This is a genomic window from Micromonospora sp. CNZ322 (assembly GCF_007827755.1).
The window spans coordinates 106,843-123,509 of sequence record NZ_VITD01000001.1; the positions used below are offsets into that span (position 1 = coordinate 106,843).

Consider the following 16,667-nt stretch of genomic DNA (forward strand, 5'->3'; position numbering starts at 1 on the left):
CAAGGAGCCTACGTTGCCCGGCTGGACGGCACCGTCCGGAACGCGCGGGAACCACGTAGCGCGGCTGCCAACGGAAGTATCAGCAGCACACCGCCCTGCGGAGTCGGTCGCGCCGGAGTCGCACCGGGCGACGCCGTGGCCGGCCCGGAGACGTCCTCGAACGTGGACGGCACCGACAGCGCACTCCACCGCGACGACGGCCAGACCACCATGAAGGCCCGGCCGACCACGTTGTCGATCGGCACCGGCCCCTGGCAACGCGCGTCCTGGGAGACCTCGCGGTGGTCACCCATCACGAAGATCTGACCGGGCGGCACGACGATCTCGTCGAAGCGCCGGGAGCGACACTCCGCCGGGTTGGGTGGCAGGTCCAGCGGGGAATCCCGCAGGACGTACGACTCGTTGAGCGGGATGCCGTTGACTGTCACCCGACCCTGACTGTCGCAGCACTTGACCCGGTCACCCGGGAGACCGATCACCCGCTTGATGAAGTCCTTCTCACCGGGGCGGCTCACCCCGATCAGGTCGCCGACGGTGCGGGCGAGCCGGCCGGCGACACCGGGCTTCGGCTGCTCGTCGACCTGCGGCGCCCAGCGGTCGGTGCCCCGGAAGACCACCACCTCGCCGCGCAGCGGGTCACGAACGTCGTAGACGACCTTGTTGACCAGCACCCGGTCACCGACGAGGAGGGTGTCCTCCATCGAGCCGGACGGAATGAAGAACGCCTGGAGCAGGAAGGTGCGGATCAGCACCGCGAGGCAGAACGCGACCACCAGCAACAGCGGCAGCTCCTGCCAGAGAGGCATCTGCCGGCGGGTGCGGCGAGCCCGTCGGCGCCACGGATCGACGGTGCCGTCCTCGTCAAGCGTCTGCACCACGCCACTCCCCGGTCCGCAGAAACACCACCGCCCGGGAGCCTCGTCGAGGCTCCACGGGCGGTAGTGGACAACTGCCCGCCGACTGGGCGGGACCGCCGCCTCGCTGCGCCCGTATCGACCAGGGTAGTGCGCTCTGGTCGGTACGGCATACGCGCAGCTCGGGCGGCGTGGCGAGCGGGAAGTCAGCTGGGCTGCTTCTCCCGCTTCTCCTTGATCTTGGCCTTCTTGCCGCGCAGCTCGCGCAGGTAGTAGAGCTTGGCGCGACGCACGTCACCGCGGGTCACGATCTCGATCCGGTCGATGCCGGGGCCGTTGAGCGGGTAGGTCCGCTCGACGCCGACACCGAAGCTGACCTTGCGGACCGAGAAGGTCTCGCGCAGACCGTCACCCTGGCGGCGGATCACGACGCCCTGGAAGATCTGGACACGGGACCGGTTGCCCTCGACGACGCGGGCGTGCACCTTGACGGTGTCACCGGCCCGGAAGTCGGGAAGGTCGGTCCGCTTCGACTGGGCGTCAAGGGCGTCCAGGATGTTCATCGCTGCGTCCTCGTAAGGCTCACGGCGCACCGTCACTCGGTGCGCGGGTGGGTGATTCTGATTCCCGGGTGGTGATCGGCGGACCGACCCCGGTTGGGGATCCTCGCAGCCGACCGCGGGCGCGGACGGATGCGGCAACCCCCCTACTTTGCCACATCCCCCGGTGGAGGTTGAAATCCGGCCTGGTCCAGGGCCGCGATGTCCCGTTTGTCGAGCCGATCGGCCGGCAGCGCGGCCAGCAGGTCCGGCCGGCGGGCGGCCGTGCGCAGCAGACCCTCCTCGCGCCGCCAGCGGGCGATCTTGCCGTGGTCACCGGAGCGGAGTACCTCCGGCACGTCGTGCCCGCGCCAACTCGGCGGCTTGGTGTAGATCGGCGCCTCCAGCAGCCCGTGCGCGTGCGACTCCTCGTCCAACGAGCCCGCGTTGCCCAGCACCCCGGGCAGCAGCCGGGTGACCGCCTCCAGCATCACCAGGACCGCGACCTCGCCGCCGAAGAGCACGTAGTCACCGAGCGACACCTCGGTGACCGGCATCCGGGTGGCGGCGTGCGCCAGGACCCGCTGGTCGATCCCCTCGTAGCGGCCGCAGGCGAAGAGCAGATGCGACTCGGCCGCCAACTCGTACGCCACGGCCTGGGTGAAGGGGGCACCGGCCGGCGACGGCACCAGCAGCCTTGGCGGCGGGGCGTCGAGCGGCGCGAGAGCGTCCAGAGCCTCACCCCACGGCTCGGGGCGCATCACCATTCCCGGCCCGCCACCGTAGGGGGTGTCGTCGACAGTGCGGTGCACGTCGTGGGTCCAGGTCCGCAGGTCGTGCACGGCGAGCTGGAGTACGCCGTTGGCCCGCGCCCGTCCGATCAGCGACAGGTCCAGCGGGGCGAAGTACTCCGGAAAGATCGACACGACGTCGACGCGCATGCGGGCTGGTCCTAAAGGTCGAGCAGTCCGGCTGGCGGGTCGACGATCACACGTCCGCCGGCCAGGTCGACCTCCGGGACGATCGCCCGGACGAACGGGATCAACGCGGTACGCCCCTCGGGGCGCCGCAGCACCAGCAGGTCGGACGATGGCGCGTGGTCGATGCGGGCGACCTCGCCCAGGCGTTCGCCGGCCGGGGTCACCACGGCCAACCCGACCAGCTGGTGGTCGTGGAACTCCTCCGGGTCGTCCGGTGGGGTCACGTCGGCGCTGTCCACCACGAGCAGCGTCCCGCGCAGCGCCTCGGCGGTGTTGCGGTCCAGGATGCCCTCGAACGCGATCAGCACCCGACCCTGGTGGAAGCGGGATTCCTCGATGGTCAGCTCCGCGGGAACCCGGAACGGCACGCTGGGCTCATCGCTGGTTGGCGGGGGTGTCGCCCCCGGCTCAGTGCGCAGCACAGTGTTGCGCGCAGGCGGGGGTGTCGCCCCTGGCTCAGTGCGCAGCACTGTGCCAGGGGCGAACCGTGCCTCGGGCTCGTCGGTCCGCACTTCCACGGTGACCTCACCGCGGACACCGTGCGGCTTGCCGATCCTGCCGACGACGAGCTGCATCAGTACGAGTCGACGATGTCGACGCGAACCCCGCGCCCGCCGATGGAGCCGATCACCTGGCGCAGCGCCTTGGCGGTCCGGCCGGACCGCCCGATCACAGTGCCGAGGTCCTCGGGGTGCACGCGGACTTCGAGCCGCTTGCCCCGACGGGAATCGACAAGCCGCACCCGGACGTCGTCCGGGTGGTCGACGATGCCCTTGACCAGGTGCTCCAACGCCGGACGCAGTGGCATGTCAGGCCTGCTCACCGGCGTCGGCAGCGGCCGGGGCCTCGGCCGGAGCCTCGGTCTTCGGCGCCTCGGCGGCCGGAGCCTCAGCCGGAGCCTCGGTCTTCGGAGCCTCGGCAGCCTTGGCGGCCTTCTTGGCCGGCTTGGCCGGGGTCTCCGGGGCGAGCCCGGCGGCGGCCTTCGCCTCAGCCTCGTACGCCGCCTTGCGGTCGGCCCGCTCGGGGGCGACCAGGAGCGGCGGCGGGGCCGGCAGGCCCTTGTACTTCTGCCAGTCACCGGTCAGCTCCAGCAGACGCTGCACCGCCTCGCTCGGCTGAGCGCCGACGGACAGCCAGTACTGGACCCGCTCCGACTTGACCTCGATGATCGAGGGGTCTTCCTTGGGCTGGTAAATCCCGACGAACTCGATCGCCCGACCGTCACGCTTGGTGCGCGAGTCGGCGATGACGATGCGGTACTGCGGGTTGCGGATCTTGCCCATCCGCAGGAGCCGGATCTTTACGGCCACAGTTGTTTCGCTCCTGTTGCGATCTCACCGGCCCAGGCGGACGGTGTGCATGGGTGAGCGCCGACCGGGCCCGTGGGGTTGGGCCGGAGACTACTCGGTGGACTGGCGACGCGCCCGGGTTAGAGGGCGCCGGACGCGCGCCGGATACCAGCGACCTATTCTGCCAGATCCGATGCCGATCTCCCGCATCGGACCCGTACACCGCATTGTCGGTGACCTGGGATACCGCTCAGCGCACCGGCGGACGATCCCATCCCGATGGCATTTTGTCCGGTATGCCCCAGTCCGGAGGGGGTGTGAAGTCACACCAGGTTCCGTCGAACGGGAACTCGCCGGCCTCGGCGAGCGCGATCACCCGCTCCCCCTCGGCGCGGACCGCCTTCTCGTCGGTCACCCAGTAGTCGGCCCCGAAGGCGAGCCGCTCGACGAACTCGCCCTCGTCCTTCCACTCCCAACTGCGGTCCGGCCACACCACCACGTCCAGGTCCTGGTCCACCACGTCGACGCCGGCCACCGGGCCGTCGTCCCAGCGGACACCGGGCTCCTCGAGGTTGACGTACCAGTGGGCGAACCGTCCCTGGGCGTCCCGGAACCACCAGACGGAGTGCGCCGCCCCCGTGGGCAGGAACTTCAACAGCGGCGGGCCGTTCCAGCGCCCCTGCGCCAACCGGTACGTCGACGAGACCCACTCGGCGAACGGCATCGCCCGCATCCCCAGCCCGGCCTCGGTCACCTCGTGGGCCACCGGCGAGTCCCGGGCGATCCAGACCAGCAACCCTCGATCGTCGTCGCTGACCACGCGGGCCGGCCGGGCCCACCCGATCCGGCCGTGCCGCACGTTCCGATGCAAGATCAGCCGACCCGGCTCGAACCGGTCGACGGGGTTGCCCGGCCGCACCTCAGTAGGCGCGGGCGAGGATGGCGACCAGATCCGGCTCGTCCTCCGAGTCCGGTACCGAACCGTCGGCGCGCAGCAGGCAGCGCACCGTGACGCCCTGACCGTTCGCCTCCGCCTCACCGGCCACGCCGACCGCCGACCACGGCACCCGCGCCCAGCCGGTCGCGGCGGCCTCGATCGCCTCGGCCAGGGTCGCCACCTCCACGGTGCGCGACTCGCGGTTGGCCAGCGCCTGGTCGTGCAGCACCTGCTGGTCGGTCTCCAGGGCGGCCAGCACCGCGGTGACCACGTCCGCCACCGGCGTCGGAGTCTTCGAGCCGTCGGTCCGACGCACCACCGTCGCGTTGCCCACGGCCAGGTCACGGGGGCCGACCTCGACGCGTACCGGATAGCCGCGCAGCTCGGCGTCGACGGCCCGGCGGCCGAACGGGGTGTCGGTCCGGTCGTCGAGCGCGACCCGGACACCGGCGTCGCGCAGGCCGTCGCGCAGCTTGGCCGCCGCCTCGCCGACGCCGTCGCCGTCCTTGACGATCATGACGTACGCCTGGATCGGCGCGAGCCTCGGCGGCACGCGCAGGCCGTTGTCGTCGCCGTGCGCCATGATCAGGCCGCCGAGCATCCGGGTGGACGTGCCCCAGGAGGTGGTCCAGGCGTGCTCCCGGCCGCCCTCCTTGGAGGAGTAGCTGATGTCGAACGCCTTGGCGAAGTTCTGGCCCAGCTCGTGGCTCGTGCCCAGCTGCAACGCCTTGCCGTCGCCCATCATGCCTTCGCAGGTGTACGTGGCAGTCGCCCCGGCGAAGCGCTCGCGCGTCGTCTTCAGGCCGACCACCACCGGAATGCCGATCACGTTGACCATCAGGTCCTCGTACGCCTCGTGCAGGATCCGCCGCGCGTACGCCCGGGCGTCCTCACGGGTGGCGTGCGCGGTGTGCCCCTCCTGCCAGAGGAACTCGCTGGTACGCAGGAAGATCCGCGGACGAAGCTCCCACCGGACCACGTTGGCCCACTGGTTGAGCAGCAGCGGCAGGTCCCGGTACGAGTCGATCCACTTGGCCATGAACTCGCCGATGACCGTCTCGCTGGTCGGACGCACCACCACCGGCTCGGCCAGGGGCTTGCCACCACCGTGAGTGACGACCGCCAGCTCCGGCGAGAAGCCCTCGACGTGCTGCGCCTCGCGCTTGAGGTAGCTCTCGGGGATGAACAACGGGAAGTACGCGTTCTCCGCACCCGCCGCCTTGATCCGAGCGTCCATCTCAGCCTGCATACGCTCCCAGATGGCGTAGCCGGCCGGTCGGATGACCATGGTGCCGCGAACCGGGCCGTTGTCGGCCAGCTTCGCCTTGGCGATCAGGTCCTGGTACCAGCGGGGGAAATCCTCCGCACGGGGAGTGAGCACGCGTGCCATGACCGCACATCCTATGCGCCGCTCGTCAGGGCGGTGCGCTCGGGCGCGGCATCATTGGCATCCGCCGTCCAGGCCTTCCTCGGTCCGCACGCCGAAGCGGCTCCAGCCCCGGGCCCGAGGCCCCCGATATGGCACACCTGGCCGCGAGCTGGGTGCGCTGGGCCCGGCAGCCGACCAGCCCGATCGCCGACCGGCCCCGGCCGACACGCCGACTTACACTTCGACCACCATGATTGAGCAGAGGGAGCCCACCCCGGCACGGACCGGCATCGTCGACGCCGCCCGTGCGCTGACCGTCGCGACCGGATGGGACGGCGTCCGGATGGGTGCCGTCGCCACTGCCGCCGGGGTGAGCCGACAGACCGTCTACAACGAGTTCGGCAGCAAGGCCGGGCTGGCCGAGGCGCTCGCCCGCGCCGAGGTGGACCGTTTCGTCGGCGCCGTCCGGGCCGCTCTGCTCGCCCACGGCACCGACGTACGGGCCGGCGCGTACGCGGCTATCGCGCACACCCTCACCACGGCGGCGGAAAACCCGCTGATCAAGGCGATCCTGACCAGCGCCCGAGGCGGCTCGGACGAGCTACTGCCGTACCTCACCACCCGGGCCGAGGTGGTGCTCACCGAGGCGTCCGGCGCTCTGATCGACTGGGCCGGCGACCACCTGCCCGGGGCGGACCACGCCGCGCTGGCCTTCGCCGCCGACACCATCGTCCGCCTGGTGGTCAGCCACATCGTGCTCCCCCGCGAACCGATCGAGCAGACCGCCACGGCCCTCGCCGACCTTGCCGTACGCCTCTTCAGCGCCGCCGCCCGCCCAGCCCACTAGCCCCCGCACCCCGCACCCCGCACCAAGATCCGAGCAACTTCCCGGATGTTGCTGCCTCAGGCGCGCAGGAGGCAGCAACATCCGGGAAGTTGCGGGGATCTTCTTCCTCATTGATCTCGCCGCACTCCAAGATCGCACTCGATCCTGGATGTAGTGGCATCCCCAAGCGCCGAGGCCACTACATCCTGGTTCGAGCGCGATCTTGCGGCGCACGCACGGCCCGGCGCGGAACAGCCCGGCGCGGAACAGCCCGGCGCGGAACAGCCCGGCGGGGCGACGCTCTCGCGGGGTCAGCGGATGACGCGGCCGCGGAGGATCGTGCGGGACGGGGCACGGACGACGCGCAGGTCACTACGGGGGTCTTCGGGGTAGACGGTCAGGTCGGCGAGGCCGCCTTCGACCAGGCCGGCGAAGCCGAGCCACGCGCGAGCGCCCCAGGAGGCGGCGGCGAGTACGTCGATGGGTGCCATGCCGGCCCGTTCGTGCAGCAGCAGCATCTCCTCGGCGGCCAGCCCGTGATCGATGCCGCCACCGGCGTCGGTGCCCACGTAGATGGGCACCCCAGCCTCGTACGCGGCACGCACCACCTCGGGGAAGCCGTCGCGCAGCGCGAGCATGTGGTCGGCGTACCCGGGGAACTTGCCCCGCGCCTGCTCGGCGATGCCCCCGAAGGTGGCGATGTTGATCATTGTGGGGACCAAGGCGGTGCCCTGGCGGGCCATCTCGTCGATCAGGTCGAGGCTGAGCCCGGTGCCGTGCTCCACCGAGTCCACCCCGGCCCGCACCATGATCTCGACGGCCGACTCGGAGAACGTGTGCACCGCGGCGCGTACCCCGGCGTCGTGAGCCGCCCGCACGGCGGCGGTGAGGGTGTCCGCGTCCCAGGCCGGCGCCAGGTCACCGACGCCCCGGTCGATCCAGTCGCCGACCAGCTTGACCCAGCCGTTGCCGGCCTGCGCCTGCGCGGCCACGGTGGCGGCAACCTCGATCGCGTCGACCTCCACGCCGATGTCGCGCAGGTAGCGCTTCGGCGGGGCGACATGCCGGCCCGCGCGGGCCAGTCGCGGCAGGCCCGGTTCGTCGTCGAGTTCGGGGTACGGGTACGGCGAGCCGGCGTCCCGAATCGCCAGCACCCCGGCGTCCCGGTCGACGTGGGCCAACGCGCGGGCCTGGTCGAGCGAGGTGATCGGGGCGCCACCTCGGGCGATGCCGATGTGGCAGTGCGCGTCGACAAGCCCCGGCAGCACGAAACCGCCGTCGACGACGGTCTCCGCACCGGGCACCGGGGTGAAGGTCACCCGGTCGCCGACCAGCCAGAGATCCCGTACCTCGTCGTCGGGAAGCAGCACGCCGCGCACATGAAGAGCCATGCGCACAGTCCTACCCGATCACTCCCCGTCGGGGGCGAGCAGGTGGTCCTCGACCGGCACGGAGGTCAGCGAGGGCGGTTGTCGCCGCCCTTGCCGAGCTTGTTGAAGTCGATCTTCGGGAGCTTGAAGCCGGGCGGCAGGCCCTGGCCGCCAGCGAGGTCGTTCGGGTCCATCCCCGGCGGGAGCTGCGGCATGCCACCCGGGAAGCCCGCGGGCATCCCGGCGCCGGCGCCGGTACGCGGACGACCGCCGCCCTTGGTGCCCTTGCGCTTGTTCTTCGGCGACTTGGTCGCCTTGCGGCGGCCACCGCCGGGCAGGCCCATCATGCCGCCCATCTGCTTCATCATCTTCTGCGCGTCGGCGAAGCGGTTGAGCAGCTGGTTGACGTCCATCACGGTGACCCCGGAGCCGTTGGCGATGCGCGCCCGGCGGGAACCGTTGATGATCTTCGGGTTGGTCCGCTCGCCCGGGGTCATCGACCGGATGATCGCGGTGACCCGGTCGAAGTGGCTGTCGTCCAGCTCGGCGAGCTGGTCCTTCATCTGCCCCATGCCGGGCATCATGGCCAGCACGTTGGCGATCGGGCCCATCCGCCGCACCGCGATGAGCTGGTCGAGGAAGTCGTCCAGGGTGAACTGCTCACCGCCCATCAGCTTGGCGGTCATCTTCTCCTTCTGATCGGAGTCGAAGGCCTGCTCGGCCTGCTCGATCAGAGTGAGGACGTCGCCCATGCCGAGGATCCGGCTGGCCATCCGGTCGGGGTGGAAGACGTCGAAGTCCTCCAGCTTCTCACCGGTGGAGGCGAACAGGATCGGCTGCCCGGTGACCTCGCGGACCGACAGCGCGGCACCACCACGGGCGTCGCCGTCGAGCTTGGAGAGCACCACACCGGTGATGCCGACGCCGTCGCGGAACGCCTCGGCGGTGCGGACGGCGTCCTGACCGACCATCGCGTCGATGACGAAGATGACCTCGTCCGGCGAGACGGCGTCGCGGATGTCGGCGGCCTGCTGCATCATCTCGGCGTCGATGCCGAGCCGGCCCGCGGTGTCGACGATGACGATGTCGCGTGCGGCGCGCTTCGCGTGCTCGATCGACGCGCGGGCCACCTGCACCGGGTCACCGGTGCCGTTGCCGGGCTCCGGGGCGTACACCTCGACACCGGCCCGGCCACCGAGCACCTGGAGCTGCCCGACGGCGTTGGGGCGCTGGAGGTCGGCGGCGACGAGCAGCGGCTGGTGCCCCTGGGCCTTGAGCCAGCGGGCCAGCTTGCCGGCGAGGGTCGTCTTACCGGAACCCTGGAGGCCGGCCAGCATGATCACGGTCGGCGGCTGCTTGGCGAACTGGAGCCGCCGGCCCTCGCCACCGAGCACGGTGATCAGCTCTTCGTTGACGATCTTGATGATCTGCTGGGCCGGGTTCAGCGCCTGGGAAACCTCGGAGCTGCGGGCCCGCTCCTTGACGGCCGCGATGAAGCCCTTGACCACCGGCAGCGCAACGTCCGCCTCCAGCAGCGCGAGGCGGATCTCGCGCGCGGTGGCGTCGATGTCGGCGTCGGTGAGCCGCCCCTTGCCGCGGAGCTTGGTGAAGATCCCGGACAGGCGGTCACTCAAGGTGTCAAACACGCGAACATCCCGTTTGTCAGTGTTCCGGCGGGCACAACGCGGCCGGCACTGCGGAGTCCGGCCACCGCTAGGGTAACCGCCCGGCCGTAGGGCCGCTGTCGCCCGGCCCGGGCCTCACCCCGACACCAACCCCGACTGGTACGCGAACACGACGAGCTGGGCCCGATCCCGGGCTCCCAGCTTGCCCATCGCCCGGCTGACGTGGGTCCGCGCGGTCGCCCGGCTGACCACCAACTGCGCGGCGATCTCCTCGTTGTTCAGGCCCTCACCGACCAGGCCGACGACCTGACGCTCCCGATCGGTCAGCGCCCCCAGTCGGGGGTGCGGACGAAGCACCCGGGACGGCCGGGTGGCGAACTCCCGCACCACCCGACGGGTCACCGACGGCGACAGCAGCGCCTCCCCCTCGGCGACGAGCCGGATCGCGCGCAGCAGCTCAGCCGGTCTGGTGTCCTTGGTGAGGAACCCGCTCGCACCGTGCCGCAGCGCGTCGAAGACGTACTCGTCCAGCTCAAAGGTGGTGAGCACCACCACCCGGGTACCGGTCAGATCGGGGTCGGCGACGATACGGCGGGTCGCCTCGATGCCGTCGATGCCGGGCATCCGGATGTCCATCAGCACCACGTCCGGCCGTTCCCGACGGGCCAACTCGACCGCCCGCAGCCCGTCGGACGCCTCGCCGGCCAGCGCCAGGTCGTCCTCGCTCTCCACCAGCGCGCGCAGCCCGAGCCGGACCAGGTCCTGGTCGTCGACGATGAGCACCCGGATCACGTCGTCGGCTCCAAGGGCAGCGCGGCGTACACCCGGAAGCCGCCCCCGGCGCGCGGCCCGGTGGTCAACCGCCCGCCCAGCGCCGCGACCCGCTCGCGCATCCCGGCCAGACCGTGGCCACCCTCGTCGTCGGCCGGAGCCGTCCCGGCGCGGTCGGCGCCCATCCCCCGGTCGGTGACCTCGACGGTCACCTCGTCGACGCGGTAGTCCACGGTCACCTCCGCGCTCGCCACCCCCGCGTGACGCAGCACGTTGGTCAACGCCTCCTGCACCACCCGGTACGCGGCCAGGTCGAGCGCGGCCGGCACCTCCCGGGGGTGCCCGACCACGCGCACCTCGACGGCGAGCCCCGCCCCGGCGAGCCGGTCGCGCAGCGCGGGGAGCCGGGCCAGGCCGGGTACCGGCTCGCGCTCGGCACCCCGCCGCACCGCGCCCAGGGTCACCCGCAGCTCGTCCAGCGCCTCGCGGCTGGTCCGGCTGATCGCGGTCAGGGCCACCTCCGCCTGCTCCGGCCGCTTCGGCAGCAGGTGCAGGGCGATCTCCGCCTGCATGCTGATCGCGGCCAGCCCGTGCCCCACCACGTCGTGCACCTCCTGCGCGATGCGCAGCCGCTCCTCGTCGGCCTGCCGTCGCGCCTGCTCAACTCGGCTGCGGGCCTCTTCGGCACGGGTACGCGCGGTCGCCTCACGGCTCACCCGCACCACCACCCCCACCGCGAACGGTACGACCACCCAGGCCGCCGCGGGCAGCACTCCCGTCCAACCCGGCGCGGGCCCCCGCCCGAAGAAGACGTGCGCCAACAACAGAACGAACGCGCCGCCGGTGGCGAGCGCCGCCGATCGCACCGGCAGCCACACGGCCACGGTGTAGACCGCGACCAGGAACGTGACCAGAATCGGCCCGTACGGGTAGCCGATCAGCAGGTACGTCGAGGTGGCCACGGTGACCACGGCGAGGGCGGCGACCGGAGCACGCCGCCGGACGAGCAGGGCGAGCGCGGCGACGGCGATCAGCAGCCGACTGGCGGCGTCCACCGGCCTCGACCCCGGCTGGTTGTCCCCGGCCAGACCGGTGGCGAGCAATCCGAACGCGAGCAGCACCAGGGCGAGCGCGGCATCCGCCGCCACCTCCGGCCACCGCCACTGCCCGCCTCGTCGCATGGCCGTCATTCTGCCCGCGCAGCTGCCGCTCGACGTGCGTCCACGAGCGGCACCGCCACTACGCCCCCGGACGTACCCGCTGCCGCAGCCCCGCCCCGCTGTCCGCCCCGCGCCTCTCCCTGCGGTCCGGACCGGCCGGTTACGGCCCGCCCCCGTCCCTGCCCCCGCTCTTCGCTGCCCGCCCGGCCGCTCACGGCGCCCACTTGCGCGGCGCTGCTAGCCGACGGGCTTGCGGGCGGCGCTTGCGGGTAGGGCTTGCCGGCGGCGGCAAGCAGAGCTGACAGACGTCAGCGGACGCAATCGGCGGCGGACATCGCGGAGAGCGCTATACCTCAGAGGCATATTTATGCCTCTGAGGTATAGCGCTGAAAGGGGCACGAGGGCCGGCGGGCCTGCTTCACGGCTGGCCCCGGGTGGCAGGGCCGCGAGGTCGCCGAAGAGAACCGGTAGCCGCAGAGGCAGCACGCCTCGACCCCAAACCGCAGCCTTGGCCCGAACGACAGCGCTGGCCAGGACGGCAACCGTGGATCAGACAGCGGCGAGGACCGCAGCCTCCAGGCGGGCCCGGGTGGCGTCGTCCGGCCAACCGCCGACCAGATAGAAGGCGTCGACCACGTCGGCGCCGAGGGTGGAGATGCGGGCCGCGCGGACCAGGGCGCCGGCCTCGTCGAGCGCGCAGGCGACCCGGTAGAGCAGCCCGGCGGCGTCGGCGGCGCGCAGTTCCAGCAGTACGGCGTCGGTGGCCGCCTCGCGGTGCCAGACCACTCGTGGAGCCGCGCCACCGCCACGGCTGGCGAGCGCACGGCCGCGCAGCCGTTGGATGACCGACACGTCGCCGGCGACCGCCCGGCGCAGGTCGGCGCGGAGGGGGACCGGGTCCGGCGGAAGACCGTAGCGGGGCTGCACCCGGCACTCGACCAGGGCCCGGCCGTCGACGGCGGAGGCGTCCGCGGAGATCACCTCCAGCCGGTGCAGCGCCAGGCAGCCGGCCACCGTGGCGAGCAGACCCCGCCGGTCGGCCGCCGCGACCGACACCCGGTCGCCGGTCAGGTGGACGACCGGCAGTGGCCCGGCCAGCAGCTCCGGGTTCGGGGCGGGTGGCTCGGGGAGTACGCCGGTGTCCAGCGCGGTGCGAACCCGGGCGACCAGCTCGGCGACGAGGCGGCCCTTCCAGTCGGACCAGGCCGCCGGCCCGGTCGCCGCCGCGTCGGCGCGGACCAACGCGTGCAGCACGTCGAGGGTGCCGGTGTCACCGACCGCCTCGGCCACCGAGGCGATGGTGACCGGGTCGCTCAGGTCCCGGCGGGTGGCCACGTCGGGCAGCAGCAGGTGCAGCCGGACCAGCTTGCCGATCAGCTCGACCTCCGCGGTGGGCAGACCGACAGTGGTGGCCACCGCCTGGGCAACCGGCACACCGACGGTGCTGTGGTCACCAGGGAGGCCCTTGCCGATGTCGTGCAGGAGAGCGCCGAGGAGCAGCAGGTCGGGGCGCTCCACCTCCCGGGCGTGCCGGCTGGCCTCGTGCGCGGTCTGCACGAGGTGCCGGTCGAGGGTGAAGCGGTGTACCGGGTTGTGCTGGGGCAGGCTGCGCAGCCGGGTCCACTCGGGCAGCCAGCCGTCGACCAGCCCGTACCTGTCGCAGGTCTCCCAGGCGGGCACCAGGCCGGCGCCGGCGCCGAGCAGGGTGATCAGCGCGGCCCGGGCCTCGGCCGGCCAGGGAGCCGGCAGGGGCGGGCAGTACGCCGCCAGCCACTCGCAGGTGGCCCGCGCGATGGGGATCCGGGTGGTGGCCGACGCGGCGGCCACCCGCAGCGAAAGGCTCGGGTCAGGGCGCGCCCCGATCGCCGTGCGGGCGAGCACCAACTCGCCGTCGTGTTCGACCACGTCGCGGGCGACCGGGCGGCGGGCGGGGCGGCCGTTGCCACCCCGGGAGCGGCCGGAGCGCAGCCGGTCGGCGGCCCGGAAGGCGTCGTCCAGGGCGTGGCTGACCGTGCGGGCGTCACCGGCGACCCGACGCAGCAGCGCGTCGCCGTCTTCCACGACGGCTCCAGGCCGCCGCGCGCCGTCAGACGCGCCGGGCTGGAGTTGTCGCAGGCCGAGCAGGGTGGCCACTCCGTCGCGCTCCTGGGCGACCAGCCGGTCGACCCGTCGGCCGACCTGCTGGTGCAGCGCGTCGCGGGTGTCCAACAGGCGCAGGTGGGCGGCGCGTACGGCGGGACGCAGCGCGTCGGTGATGCCGGCGGCGGAGATCGCCCGCAGCAGCCCCACGTCACGCAGACCACCGGCGGCCTCCTTGAGGTCGCCCTCCAGCAGGAACGCCAGCTCACCGTGGGACTGCCAACGGGCTTCGGTGACCTCCCGCAGGCCGGGCAGGTGCCGGACCGCGGTGCGTCGCCAGTGATCGGCGGCGGTGCGGATCAGCGCGTCGGCCAGCGCCTGATCCCCCACGATCAACCGGGCGTCGAGCAGCCCGAGGGCGACCTTGACGTCGTCCTGGGCCACCGAGAGCGCCTCGGCGACGGTGCGTACGGAATGGTCGAGCCGCAGGCCGGCGTCCCAGATCGGGTACCAGACCGAGGCGGCCAACTCGTCAGTGCCGGGCACCCCGGCGTGCAGCAGCACCAGGTCGAGGTCGCCGTACGGAGCACACTGCCGCCGACCCAACCCCCCGACCGCCAGCAGCGCCACCCCGTCCCGCTCCGGCAGCAACCCCCGGAGGAACGAGTCGTAGGCGGCGGCCCGCCCCCGCCGGGCCGCTTCCCCGATCCCCCCGGGAACGCCGACGACCTCGTTGATCAAGAGGTTCGCGTCGCCGTCATCGGCGGGTCCTGACGCGTTCTTCTTGATCAACGAGGTCATGTCGGTAGTGGCCGCGTCAGAGTGCGTCGAGGCCGCGTTCGCCGGTACGTACCCGGACGACCTCTTCGACACCGGTGACCCAGACCTTGCCGTCACCGATCTTGCCCGTGCGGGCCGCGCCGACGATGGCGTCCACCACCTTGTCGACGTCGATCTCGTCGGTGAGCACCTCGACCCGGATCTTGGGCAGGAACTCGACCGTGTACTCGGCACCCCGGTAGACCTCGGTGTGCCCCTTCTGCCGCCCGTACCCCTGAACCTCGCTGACGGTCAGCCCGGCCACCCCGAGGGCGTGCAGGGCCTCCTTCACCGCGTCCAGTTGGTACGGCTTGATGACTGCGGTCACCAGCTTCATGTCCAACCCCTCCATCCCAGGAACGTTAACCGGCGACCTTTTCGCTGACCGGCTCGGCGGGCTCCGCCTCCGGCTTGGCACCACTCGTCGCGCCGCCACCGGGGGTGCCGATGCCGGCCATCGCGAACGCGCTGCCCGTGCCGCCGCCGGCCGGGGACAGGTCGTAGCTGCTCTCGGCGTGCTCGGCGATGTCGATGCCCTCGACCTCCGCCTCGGCCTTCACGCGGAAGCCGATCGTCTTCTCGATGACGAAGGCGAGCACCCAGGCGATGCCGAACGACCAGACGGTGACGATCAGGCCGGCGAGGGCCTGCCGCCCGAGCTGGGTCGCGCCGCCGCCGTAGAAGAGGCCGTCGGAGGCCCCCACCACGTCGGTGATAGCGGCGTTGACCGAGTTGGTGGCGAAGAGACCGAGCCAGAGCGAGCCGATCCAACCACCGACGAAGTGCACGCCGACCACGTCGAGCGAGTCGTCGTAGCCGAGCTTGTACTTGAGGCTGACGGCGAGCGCGCACACGACACCGGCGACGATGCCGAGCAGGACGGACGCCCACGGTGCGATGAAACCGCAGGCCGGGGTGATGGCGACCAGGCCGGCGACGGCGCCGGACGAGGCACCGACCATCGTCGGCTTCCGGTCCTTGACCCACTCGACAGCGATCCAGCCGAGCACCGCCGCCGCCGTGGCGAGCTGGGTGTTGATGAAGGCGAGGCCGGCGACCGAGTCGACGGTCAGCTCCGAGCCGGCGTTGAACCCGAACCAGCCGAACCACAGCAGACCAGCACCGAGCGCGACAAGCGGGATGTTGTGCGGCTTCATGCCCTCACGCGGCCAACCGAGCCGCTTTCCGAGGACCAGGACCACGGCCAGGGCCGCCGCACCGGCGTTGATGTGCACCGCGGTGCCACCGGCGAAGTCCAGTGCGTGGATGTCGCCGCCGATGATGCCGCCGCCCCACACCCAGTGAGCGACCGGGAAGTAGACCAGGGTGGCCCAGCCGAAGGCGAACAGCAGCCAACCGGCGAACTTGGCCCGGTCGGCGATGGCACCGCTGATCAGCGCGACGGTGATCACCGCGAAGACCATCTGGAAGGCCATGAACACGTAGAGCGGGACGCCGATGCCGCTGGGGTTCTCCGCCGTGGCACCCCACAGGTCGGTTTCGGCGAGGAAGGTCTTGGTGCCGAGGTACACGCCCGGGTCGCCCCAGAAGCCGTTCACGTCGGCCCCGAAGGCGACGCTGAATCCGTAGAACCACCACAGAATAGAGATGAGCCCGATAGCCGAGAAGCTCATCATCATCATGTTGAGTACGCCCTTGGCCCGGTTGAGGCCGCCGTAGAACAGCGCCAGTCCGGGGGTCATGAGCAGCACGAGCGCGGTCGAAACCAGCAGCCACGTGGTATTGGCGCCGTCGATCGTCGGTGCTTCAGGCACGCTGGCCTCCTAAAGGTGAAGTCCTCCTTCGCGGCTTTCCGGGGCAGCGTCGCCCGTAGGCCGGTTGCGCGGAAGCTTCGCGGCCGGCTGTTTCACTTTGGGTCCCGTGCGGGTTTCCGTTTCGTGACGGGTTGTTTCGGACGTGTCACGAACTCCGCACAGTCATCAGCATGGACGACTGTGGATCGACCGGACGGCGACCGTCGATGGCTGACCGGTCAGCGGCATCGACCGGTGCGCGTGACCGGCCCGGCCGAGCATCGCCCGACCGGCA

At 71.8% G+C, this 16,667-nt stretch carries 16 protein-coding genes; 1 reads left to right on the forward strand and 15 read right to left on the reverse strand.

Annotated elements, in window-relative coordinates; genetic code table 11:
* Positions 1-8: 8 nt before the first annotated feature.
* From lepB to proS, 8 genes are all read right to left on the reverse strand, one after another.
* Positions 9-878: a signal peptidase I gene (gene lepB, locus FB453_RS00490; protein ID WP_145786748.1), complete on the reverse strand. Its 870-nt coding sequence runs from the start codon at positions 876-878 to the stop codon at positions 9-11.
* Positions 879-1,060: 182 nt separating this feature from the next.
* Positions 1,061-1,417 carry a 50S ribosomal protein L19 gene (rplS, locus tag FB453_RS00495; protein ID WP_007456548.1) on the reverse strand — a complete coding sequence of 119 codons (357 nt, stop codon included), beginning with the start codon at positions 1,415-1,417 and terminating at the stop codon, positions 1,061-1,063.
* A gap of 143 nt (positions 1,418-1,560) precedes the next feature.
* Positions 1,561-2,334 carry a tRNA (guanosine(37)-N1)-methyltransferase TrmD gene (gene trmD, locus FB453_RS00500; RefSeq protein WP_145786750.1) on the reverse strand — a complete coding sequence of 258 codons (774 nt, stop codon included), beginning with the start codon at positions 2,332-2,334 and terminating at the stop codon, positions 1,561-1,563.
* Between the two features lie 11 nt (positions 2,335-2,345).
* Positions 2,346-2,948: a ribosome maturation factor RimM gene (rimM, locus tag FB453_RS00505; RefSeq protein ID WP_145786752.1), complete on the reverse strand. Its 603-nt coding sequence runs from the start codon at positions 2,946-2,948 to the stop codon at positions 2,346-2,348.
* The gene (locus FB453_RS00510) at positions 2,948-3,208 is read right to left on the reverse strand and encodes an RNA-binding protein (protein WP_186718042.1); all 261 of its coding nucleotides are present in this window, start codon (positions 3,206-3,208) and stop codon (positions 2,948-2,950) included. The genes rimM and FB453_RS00510 overlap by 1 nt, the downstream gene beginning before the upstream one ends.
* On the reverse strand, positions 3,183-3,683 hold the full coding sequence (gene rpsP / locus FB453_RS00515) for a 30S ribosomal protein S16 (protein ID WP_145786754.1): 501 nt from the start codon (positions 3,681-3,683) through the stop codon (positions 3,183-3,185). The genes FB453_RS00510 and rpsP overlap by 26 nt, the downstream gene beginning before the upstream one ends.
* Before the next feature lie 229 nt (positions 3,684-3,912).
* A complete protein-coding gene (locus FB453_RS00520) occupies positions 3,913-4,581 on the reverse strand; it encodes a ribonuclease FAU-1 family protein (RefSeq protein WP_486480118.1) in 669 nt (222 codons plus the stop codon).
* A gap of 1 nt (position 4,582) precedes the next feature.
* Positions 4,583-5,989 carry a proline--tRNA ligase gene (gene proS, locus FB453_RS00525; RefSeq protein WP_112588417.1) on the reverse strand — a complete coding sequence of 469 codons (1,407 nt, stop codon included), beginning with the start codon at positions 5,987-5,989 and terminating at the stop codon, positions 4,583-4,585.
* Positions 5,990-6,218: 229 nt separating this feature from the next.
* Between proS and FB453_RS00530 the strand changes: the two genes are divergently transcribed.
* Positions 6,219-6,815 carry a TetR family transcriptional regulator gene (locus FB453_RS00530; RefSeq protein ID WP_145786756.1) on the forward strand — a complete coding sequence of 199 codons (597 nt, stop codon included), beginning with the start codon at positions 6,219-6,221 and terminating at the stop codon, positions 6,813-6,815.
* 290 nt (positions 6,816-7,105) lie between these two features.
* On the opposite strand, the gene FB453_RS00535 is transcribed toward FB453_RS00530, so the two are convergent.
* From FB453_RS00535 to FB453_RS00565, 7 genes are all read right to left on the reverse strand, one after another.
* Positions 7,106-8,185, reverse strand: a complete 1,080-nt coding sequence (locus FB453_RS00535; protein WP_145786758.1) for an amidohydrolase family protein — start codon at positions 8,183-8,185, stop codon at positions 7,106-7,108.
* A gap of 65 nt (positions 8,186-8,250) precedes the next feature.
* Positions 8,251-9,810 (reverse strand): signal recognition particle protein, encoded by a 1,560-nt coding sequence (ffh, locus tag FB453_RS00540; protein WP_145786760.1) that lies wholly within the window; start codon positions 9,808-9,810, stop codon positions 8,251-8,253.
* A 114-nt stretch (positions 9,811-9,924) separates the two neighbouring features.
* A complete protein-coding gene (locus FB453_RS00545; RefSeq protein WP_112581986.1) occupies positions 9,925-10,581 on the reverse strand; it encodes a response regulator transcription factor in 657 nt (218 codons plus the stop codon).
* Complete coding sequence (locus FB453_RS00550; RefSeq protein WP_225855468.1) at positions 10,578-11,741, reverse strand: sensor histidine kinase; 1,164 nt, start codon at positions 11,739-11,741, stop codon at positions 10,578-10,580. The genes FB453_RS00545 and FB453_RS00550 overlap by 4 nt, the downstream gene beginning before the upstream one ends.
* A 528-nt stretch (positions 11,742-12,269) precedes the next feature.
* On the reverse strand, positions 12,270-14,600 hold the full coding sequence (locus tag FB453_RS00555; RefSeq protein ID WP_145786762.1) for a [protein-PII] uridylyltransferase: 2,331 nt from the start codon (positions 14,598-14,600) through the stop codon (positions 12,270-12,272).
* A gap of 16 nt (positions 14,601-14,616) precedes the next feature.
* Positions 14,617-14,955, reverse strand: coding sequence for a P-II family nitrogen regulator (locus tag FB453_RS00560; protein ID WP_172862163.1), 339 nt, complete (start codon positions 14,953-14,955; stop codon positions 14,617-14,619).
* A 25-nt stretch (positions 14,956-14,980) separates the two neighbouring features.
* Entirely contained in the window at positions 14,981-16,393 is a 1,413-nt protein-coding gene (locus FB453_RS00565) for an ammonium transporter (RefSeq protein WP_145786764.1), read from the reverse strand.
* Between the last annotated feature and the right edge of the window lie 274 nt (positions 16,394-16,667).

Excerpts from the sequence above, each read along its gene's own strand:
- rplS (WP_007456548.1), bottom strand. The coding sequence starts at position 1,417 with ATGAACATCCTGGACGCCCTTGACGCCCAGTCGAAGCGGACCGACCTT.
- trmD (WP_145786750.1), bottom strand. The coding sequence starts at position 2,334 with ATGCGCGTCGACGTCGTGTCGATCTTTCCGGAGTACTTCGCCCCGCTG.
- rimM (WP_145786752.1), bottom strand. The coding sequence starts at position 2,948 with ATGCAGCTCGTCGTCGGCAGGATCGGCAAGCCGCACGGTGTCCGCGGT.
- proS (WP_112588417.1), bottom strand. The coding sequence starts at position 5,989 with ATGGCACGCGTGCTCACTCCCCGTGCGGAGGATTTCCCCCGCTGGTAC.
- FB453_RS00530 (WP_145786756.1), top strand. The coding sequence starts at position 6,219 with ATGATTGAGCAGAGGGAGCCCACCCCGGCACGGACCGGCATCGTCGAC.
- FB453_RS00535 (WP_145786758.1), bottom strand. The coding sequence starts at position 8,185 with ATGGCTCTTCATGTGCGCGGCGTGCTGCTTCCCGACGACGAGGTACGG.
- FB453_RS00550 (WP_225855468.1), bottom strand. The coding sequence starts at position 11,741 with ATGCGACGAGGCGGGCAGTGGCGGTGGCCGGAGGTGGCGGCGGATGCC.
- FB453_RS00555 (WP_145786762.1), bottom strand. The coding sequence starts at position 14,600 with ATGACCTCGTTGATCAAGAAGAACGCGTCAGGACCCGCCGATGACGGC.
- FB453_RS00560 (WP_172862163.1), bottom strand. The coding sequence starts at position 14,955 with ATGAAGCTGGTGACCGCAGTCATCAAGCCGTACCAACTGGACGCGGTG.